At 40.7% G+C, this 6,699-nt stretch carries 7 protein-coding genes; 5 read left to right on the forward strand and 2 right to left on the reverse strand.

What is annotated here, in order from left to right:
* From JWP71_RS11675 to JWP71_RS11685, 3 genes are all read left to right on the forward strand, one after another.
* Positions 1-983, forward strand: a 983-nt coding sequence (locus JWP71_RS11675) for a gliding motility-associated C-terminal domain-containing protein (RefSeq protein ID WP_299500026.1), incomplete at its 5' end; no start/stop codon positions are given.
* A gap of 70 nt (positions 984-1,053) precedes the next feature.
* Entirely contained in the window at positions 1,054-1,827 is a 774-nt protein-coding gene (locus JWP71_RS11680) for a class I SAM-dependent methyltransferase (RefSeq protein WP_299500029.1), read from the forward strand.
* Positions 1,828-2,745, forward strand: a complete 918-nt coding sequence (locus JWP71_RS11685; protein ID WP_299500032.1) for a glycosyltransferase — start codon at positions 1,828-1,830, stop codon at positions 2,743-2,745. It begins immediately after the preceding gene.
* Here the strand turns inward: JWP71_RS11685 and JWP71_RS11690 are convergent, their stop codons facing one another.
* Together JWP71_RS11690 and JWP71_RS11695 are read right to left on the reverse strand one after the other, a co-directional pair.
* Positions 2,746-3,492, reverse strand: coding sequence for a methyltransferase domain-containing protein (locus JWP71_RS11690; protein WP_299500035.1), 747 nt, complete (start codon positions 3,490-3,492; stop codon positions 2,746-2,748).
* Positions 3,493-3,513: 21 nt separating this feature from the next.
* Positions 3,514-4,026: a serine acetyltransferase gene (locus JWP71_RS11695; protein ID WP_299500038.1), complete on the reverse strand. Its 513-nt coding sequence runs from the start codon at positions 4,024-4,026 to the stop codon at positions 3,514-3,516.
* Positions 4,027-4,155: 129 nt separating this feature from the next.
* Between JWP71_RS11695 and JWP71_RS11700 the strand changes: the two genes are divergently transcribed.
* Entirely contained in the window at positions 4,156-5,421 is a 1,266-nt protein-coding gene (locus JWP71_RS11700; RefSeq protein ID WP_299500040.1) for a glycosyltransferase family 4 protein, read from the forward strand.
* Positions 5,421-6,179: a glycosyltransferase family 2 protein gene (locus JWP71_RS11705; RefSeq protein ID WP_299500051.1), complete on the forward strand. Its 759-nt coding sequence runs from the start codon at positions 5,421-5,423 to the stop codon at positions 6,177-6,179. Before JWP71_RS11700 ends, JWP71_RS11705 begins: the two co-directional genes overlap by 1 nt.
* Positions 6,180-6,699 lie beyond the last annotated feature (520 nt).

Genomic DNA, 6,699 nt, shown 5'->3' on the forward strand with positions numbered 1-6,699 from the left:
CTGTAAACAGTTTTTGTGGTACGGGCGACCCTGCAATTTTAGCAGGGAGCACCCCATCCGGTGGTAATGGAGCTTATACCTATCAATGGCAAAGCTCAGCAGATAATGTAACCTTTTCTGATATTTCGGGAGAAGCAACAGCTCAGGATTATGACCCGCCTGTAATAAACGCTACAACATATTATCGCCGCCTGGCAACTTCAGGTGTATGTAGTACGCCTGTCCCCAGTAATACTTTAACCATTACTATAAACACTATGCCGGCTGCTGTTGATGTGCCTGCCGTAACCATTTGTGCTGGGAGCAGTGCTGTTTTAAATGCGTCGGGCGGTACAACTTATCAATGGTCGCCGGCATTGGGTTTGTCTACTATTAATCAGTCAAATCCAATAGCATCGCCACTGATAACTACTACTTACACAGTTTTAATAGGCGGCGTTTGTACTGCTTCAAAAACAGTAACTGTTACGGTAATACCCAAACCAATTGTTAATGCCGGTACAGATAAGGCAATTTTAAGCGGTGGTAAAGCTCAGTTAAATGGTGCTGTAAGTGATGGTAACTTTCAATATAGGTGGTCGCCAACTACTTATCTGGATAATCCAAATATCCTTAATCCGGTATCAGCAGCGTTAACAGATATTACTTATACGCTTACCGCCACATCGGCACAGGGCTGTTTTATTGTAAGCGATGATGTAACTGTTAAAGTATATAAAGATATTGTGATACCCAATACATTTACACCCAATGGAGATGGAATTAATGATACCTGGGATATGGGCGTATTAAATACCAATAGCACTATGGTAATAACTGTTTACAACCGGAATGGCACCCCTGTTTTTAAAAGCATAGGCTACGCTAAGGCCTGGGATGGAAAATATAAAGGCAGCTACCTGCCTTTTGGAACTTATTATTATACTATTGATATTAAAGATGGGTCAAAACCACTCGCGGGATGGGTTTCACTCATAAAGTAATTTAAATGACTACCCCAAGCCAATTTAATATTTATATGCTAATTTTGGCTGATAAATATGGATACTAAAAATGCAGGAAGTTAGCAGCAGCGATAATCTTAAAACCGCATACGACTCGTTTTATGAAAATAATGACGAAACATGGCGCATGCTGGGGGCCAAATATAAAGTTGAGCATATTCTGAAAGTTAGCAAAGGATTTACCTTTAATAAGGTTCTGGAAGTAGGTGCCGGTGATGGCAGTATTTTAAAGTTATTGGCCGGGAAAGATTTTGCGCCGGAGTATCATGCGGTTGAGCTATCAGCAAGTGGGGCAGAGCGTATCCGGGAACGAAATATACCGGGCCTTAAATCGGTGCAGGAGTTTGACGGCTATCATTTACCTTTTGATGATGATAGTTTTGACCTGATCATACTTTCGCACGTGCTGGAACATGTGGAGCATGAAAGAATGCTGTTACGCGAAATAAAGCGTGTAGCTAAGATGTGTATCATTGAAGTCCCGCGCGATTACAGGACCGGGGTTGATACCCGCATCAAACACTTTTTAGCTTACGGGCACATTAATGTTTATACGCCAACCTCGTTGCGCTATTTATTATATACCGAAGGCTTTGAAGTGGTAAATGATTTGGCCGACACAATAGCTCCTGAAGTAACCAAATTCTATACTTACATTACCCTTAAAAAATCAAAAACCCTTTGGCGTAATTTAAAGATAGATCTGGAGCATAACGTTAAAAAGCTGGCCTCGGCTGTATTTGGTAAAAAGGTTGAGGAGAAATTCGCTAATTACTATACCGTTTTGTGTAAAAAAGCCGATAAGCAACCCGAATTATTTTAAATGCAAAACCTTGCCCCCATAGCCTTATTTGTATATAACCGGCCCGACCATACCCGGCGCACGCTGGCCTATTTGCAAAAAAATTTATTGGCCGAGGAATCAAGACTGTTCATATTCTCTGATGGTGCAAAAACAGCTGCAGATAAAGATAAGGTTGACGAGGTGCGGACATTGGTGAAAAATATTACCGGATTTAAATCCATAAAAATAATTGCCAGAGAAGAGAACATGGGCCTTGCCAACTCTATAATTGGCGGGGTTACCCAGTTGGTTAATGAATTTGGAAAAGTTATTGTATTTGAGGACGACCTGCTTTCATCACCCTATACACTGCAATATTTTAATGAGTCGCTTGCTAAATATGAGCAAGATAATGCAGTAATGCACGTTGGCGCGTATATGTTCGGGCTGGATGATAAAACGTTGCCCGAAGCTTTTTTTCATCATATAGCAACCAGTTGGGGATGGGCCACATGGGCGCGCGCGTGGAAAAATTTCGAGCCTGATATTGATAAGCTGATGGGGCAGTTTGACAGGCAAAAGATCCAAAAGTTTTCTATAGATGGCACCATGAATTTCTGGAAACAAATGCAGCAGTTTAAAGCAGGTAAGAACAACTCCTGGGCTATACGCTGGTACGCGTCTGTTTTTTTAAAAGGAGGGCTTACACTTAATCCCTCACATTCCCTGGTGCATAACATAGGGCATGATGGTACAGGTGTGCATTCCAATATCGAAAACATGTACGGAGTAAACATCGCCCAAAAACCTGTTAAATATTTCCCGGTAGAAATTAAAGAGAACCAAAAGGCCCATCAAGCCATTAAACGTTTCCTTAAAAACCGCAAGGGCAGCTTATTGCAAAGAGGAATGCGCCTTATCAGGCAATGGCAAATAAAATATGTGGGTAAAAAGTAACTAACGGGTAGCTTTCAATACAATATAAGGCGATAACATCTTGCTTTCAAACTTAATAAACTTAGTTATCACCTTACCTGTAAACCATAATGTATTAACAAAAGCTTTCGCAAAAGCAGATTGGGTAGCCTTGTTTTCCAGCCACATAGAAAACCTGCCGTGATAATAAGATTCTACCTCCTTTAAGCCTAATTGCCTGCAATAATCAGCAAGCAGGGCAGGGTTCATACTTTCGATATAGTGTTTGTTGTAATTCTCCAGGTCGAACTTGCGTTGCACCCATCCGTTTATACCTTTAAAGTTAGGCAGCGTGATAAACAAGGTGCCGCCGGGTTTTAAAAAGGGTAAATGGTTTTCTATAATAGCTTTGGTATCGCTAAAATGCTCTATCAATCCAAAAGAGAGCACCAGGTCATACTGCACTTCCGGCTGGTAGGTAAACAGATCGGCCTCAATAATCTTTATATCGTTTTCCTGAAGGCTGTTTTTTGCCAGCAATTCATTTACCAGGCCCTGATGGATAAAATAATCCAGCAGTGTGGTATCCATGTCCTGGTATTTTTTCAGGTAGATGGCATAGTAGCCGGGGAAACCGCCCAGTTCAATAGCTGTTTTCGCTCCTTTTTTGGCAATGATCTTAGCCAGTATATCGCCAAAAATATAATCGCGCTTAATATTAAAAATAAGGCCTATTCTTGATTCCCAAAAAGATTTCCAAAAAGAACGATCTGTTAAATTATTATCCATTAATTAATGATAGCCTGATTTTTAAATATTTTCTGTAGTGTCCTTTTTCTCCAGTATTCTTGCAGGATTACCCACTACTACACTATTTGCGGGGATACTTTTAGTTATAACTGTACCCGCGCCAATTATTACATTATCGCCAACTTCAACATCGCCAATTATAACTACGTTGGCCCCGATATCTACATTATTACCAATGCGCGGGCATGGACTAAAGGTTCCATCGGCCTGTCTTTTATGGCCAATGGTTGTCGAGTTTCTTAATGTGCAATTTTCGCCAATAATAACACCCTGATTAACTACCAAAGCCTGCCCGTGAAACAACATCAGGCCCTTGCCAACCTTTAACTTTCGGGGCAGTTCAATGCACCAGCACCATTCTACCGCGTAGCGGTAAAACAGCAGGTAAAGTATACATATAACCTTCGCTATCATTGACCGGTTGATCAACGATGCCAGCCTGAACATGAATAAAACAAGTCGCCCTTTAAAATTTCTTCGGTTTGATTGCCAATCCTGAAATAAATAACTCATGTTTATTAAGCGCTTTGGGTTGAATAGTCAAAAGTAAAATTTTTCGGCATAATATAAGCAGAAAGCTAAAAGCAGAAAGTCGAAAGCTTTCTGCTTTAGTCTTTCAGCTTTATTACTATACTTGTGTTAATGAAAGTTACTTTGATCAACACATCTGATGGGGATGGCGGAGCCGCGGCCGCTTGCATGCGCTTGTTAAATGCTTTAGGCTCGCAAAATGTTGACGCGCGGTTATTGGTAGAGCATAAACAATCAAATGATGACCGTGTTGAAGGGGTTGCAAGGAACTTTATAACTAACTTAAAGGCAAAGTTTGATTTTTTGTATGAACGGCTGCCATTTATGTTTTTTCATGAAAAGGATAAATCGGTTAGGTTTGCTTTTTCAACTGCTCCAACAGGGGTAAGTATACACAACAGGCAGATAGTAAAGGACGCAGATATTTTACACCTGCACTGGACAAACTCAGGCTTCCTATCCATTGCCGACCTAAAAGAGTTGGTTGATACCGGCAAGCCAATAGTTTGGACGCTGCATGATATGTGGGCCTTTACCGGCGGCTGCCATTATGCCGGTACCTGCGATAATTTTATGCGGGAGTGTGGCAACTGTCCGTTTTTGCGCGATGCAAGTGATAACGATATTTCGCATAGCGGTTGGCTTCGTAAAGCCGCGCTGTTTAAAAATGCCCAAAATATAACCTTTGTAACCTGCAGCCAATGGTTGGCGGGTGTAGCTAAACAAAGCTCATTGCTTAAAGATTTCCGTATAGAATCCATTCCAAACCCAATAGATGTTGAGCTTTTTTCTCCGCAAAATAATATGGTGGCCCGCGAAAAGCGCGGTATTAACCCTGCCGCAAAAATCATTTTATTTGGTGCCGCTAATATAAACGACAGACGAAAAGGGATAAATTATTTGATTGAAGCATTGAATATTTTAAAAACCGACTATCCGCAAAACGAAAAAACAGAGGTAGTGATATTTGGCAAGAACAACCGTTTTGATGTTACCCAACTACCGTTTAAAGTACATGAATTAAGCCTTATCACATCGCCGAAAGAGCTAGCCGAAATTTACGGTATGGCTGATGTATTTGTGACCCCCTCGTTAGAAGATAACCTGCCTAATACCGTGATGGAAGCCTTAGCGTGCGGCACCCCTGTGGTTGCATTTAATACAGGCGGAATACCAGAAATGGTAGACCATGAGCAAAATGGGTATTTGGCTGAATTTCGATCTGCTGCCGATTTAGCAAAGGGGTTAGATAAAATCCTTAACACAACCGATGCGGCCACACTGTCTGCAAACGCACGGCAAAAAGTATTGGATAATTATACCAATGAAAAAGTTGCTCGGCAATATATGGACCTTTATCAATCTATATTAAAGTAATGAAAGAAGGCAGGCCCATATTATCGGTAATTACAGTGGTTTACAATAATGTAAGCGATATTGAGCGTACCCTGCGGTCGGTAATAAACCAAACTTATGCCGGTATCGAATATATAGTTGTTGACGGGAAATCCACAGATGGTACATTAATGATTATAGGGCGATATAAGGACCGTATAGCCAAACTAATAAGCGAACCCGATAAAGGTATTTATGATGCCATGAATAAAGGGCTGGCCGCTGCCACCGGAGATTATGTACTGTTCATGAATTCGGCCGATGAGTTTTATTCGGCCGAAACGGTTGCTAATGTTTTTGCTGCGGCTAATGGCGCCGATATTTATTACGGCGAAACAGAAATGATAGACGGTGCAGGTAAAAGTTTGGGTCAGCGCCGCCATGCCGCGCCGGCCAGTTTTACCTGGAAAAGTTTTAAATATGGCATGAGCGTAAGTCACCAGGCCATATATATCAAGCGCTCATTAACAGAACCATATAATCCCAAATATAAGCTAAGTGCTGATATAGATTGGATACTGCACGCGGCAAAAAAGGCAAAAACCATAGTTAATGTAAACCAATATGTGGCTAAATATCAAGTAGGGGGTATGTCAAAACTTAAACACCGCCAAAGCCTGGCAGAGCGTTTTGATATTATGAAACGATATTATGGGTTATTGCCAACACTACTTAATCATGCGGTTATCGCTTTTAATTTGGGGTGGTATTGGGTGAGGAATAGAAGAACGAACGATTGAAATGATCCCCACCACGTCATCGCGAGTACCCATCAGGGCCAACGCTGAAAAAAATCGTTATGACGTGTAAAAATGGAAACTATATAAAAAAACGTTGTCATTTCGAGCGGTAGCGAGAAATCTATACATTGCAATCCGTTTGTTTAGCGCGTGTATAGATCTCTCGCTACCGCTCGAGATGACAATTTTAATTATATTGATAATCAATTACTTATAAATACGTCATTGCGAGGAACGAAGCAATCTCTACATAGGATATTCAATATAAGAGTTATGTTATACAGTGCCTTGAATAACATTTTTCACAGTTGATGAGCGAGTGCAGAGATTATTAATATTATTATTTGTTTTTTAAAGGTATTAATGAGCTCCCTTTGGTCGGTTGTCTTCGTTCCTCGCAATTGTAAAGGTCAGATAATTCGGTAACAGAATTAGCTTTAAAGAATAAAGCTAAAAGTTATGCGGAATATAAACAACGATCTTACTCTAAAACGTAATTACCTTAGTAAGTACCGATTTT

This window comes from Mucilaginibacter sp., assembly GCF_028287845.1.
GTDB lineage: Bacteria > Bacteroidota > Bacteroidia > Sphingobacteriales > Sphingobacteriaceae > Mucilaginibacter.

Excerpts from the sequence above, each read along its gene's own strand:
- JWP71_RS11695 (WP_299500038.1), bottom strand. The coding sequence starts at position 4,026 with ATGAGTTATTTATTTCAGGATTGGCAATCAAACCGAAGAAATTTTAAA.
- JWP71_RS11700 (WP_299500040.1), top strand. The coding sequence starts at position 4,156 with ATGAAAGTTACTTTGATCAACACATCTGATGGGGATGGCGGAGCCGCG.
- JWP71_RS11680 (WP_299500029.1), top strand. The coding sequence starts at position 1,054 with ATGCAGGAAGTTAGCAGCAGCGATAATCTTAAAACCGCATACGACTCG.
- JWP71_RS11685 (WP_299500032.1), top strand. The coding sequence starts at position 1,828 with ATGCAAAACCTTGCCCCCATAGCCTTATTTGTATATAACCGGCCCGAC.
- JWP71_RS11705 (WP_299500051.1), top strand. The coding sequence starts at position 5,421 with ATGAAAGAAGGCAGGCCCATATTATCGGTAATTACAGTGGTTTACAAT.
- JWP71_RS11690 (WP_299500035.1), bottom strand. The coding sequence starts at position 3,492 with ATGGATAATAATTTAACAGATCGTTCTTTTTGGAAATCTTTTTGGGAA.